Annotated in this window: 1 protein-coding gene; it reads left to right on the top strand. The window is 64.2% G+C overall.

Going from position 1 to position 710, the window contains the following annotated elements; translation table 11 throughout:
* Window positions 1-710, top strand: a 710-nt coding sequence (gene dgoD / locus AC0L3B_RS38165) for a galactonate dehydratase (RefSeq protein ID WP_473382699.1), incomplete at both ends; no start/stop codon positions are given.

Genomic DNA, 710 nt, shown 5'->3' with positions numbered 1-710 from the left:
CCTGGGCGTTTCGGTCAGTGACCTGCTGGGCGGCCAGGTGCGTGACAAGATCCGCGTGTATTCGTGGATCGGTGGCGACCGCCCGGCCGACACCGCCCGCGCCGCCAAAGAAGCCGTGGCGCGAGGTTTCACTGCGGTGAAAATGAACGGCACCGAGGAGCTGCAGTTTGTCGACAGCTTCGAAAAAGTCGACCTGGCCCTGGCCAACGTCGCTGCCGTGCGCGATGCGGTCGGGCCTAACGTGGGCATCGGCGTCGACTTCCATGGCCGGGTACACAAGCCCATGGCCAAGGTCCTGATGAAGGAGCTTGACCCGTACAAGCTGATGTTCATCGAAGAGCCGGTGCTCAGCGAGAACTACGAGGCCCTCAAGGAACTGGCACCGCTGACCAGCACCCCGATCGCCCTGGGCGAGCGCCTGTTCTCGCGCTGGGACTTCAAGCGCGTGCTCAGCGAAGGCTATGTCGACATCATCCAGCCGGATGCTTCCCACGCCGGCGGCATCACCGAGACCCGCAAGATCGCCAACAAGGCCGAGGCCTACGACGTGGCGCGGGCCCTGCACTGCCCGCTGGGCCCGATTGCCCTCGCCGCCTGCCTGCAACTGGATGCCGTTTGCTACAACGCGTTCATCCAGGAGCAAAGCCTGGGCATTCACTACAACGAGAGCAACGACCTGCTCGACTACGTGCGTGACCCGGGTGTGTTCG

It is taken from the genome of Bradyrhizobium sp. Kon56 (assembly GCF_055807635.1).
The sequence above is the reverse complement of the archived record's forward strand: the minus strand, read 5'-3'. Positions and strand labels throughout refer to the sequence as shown.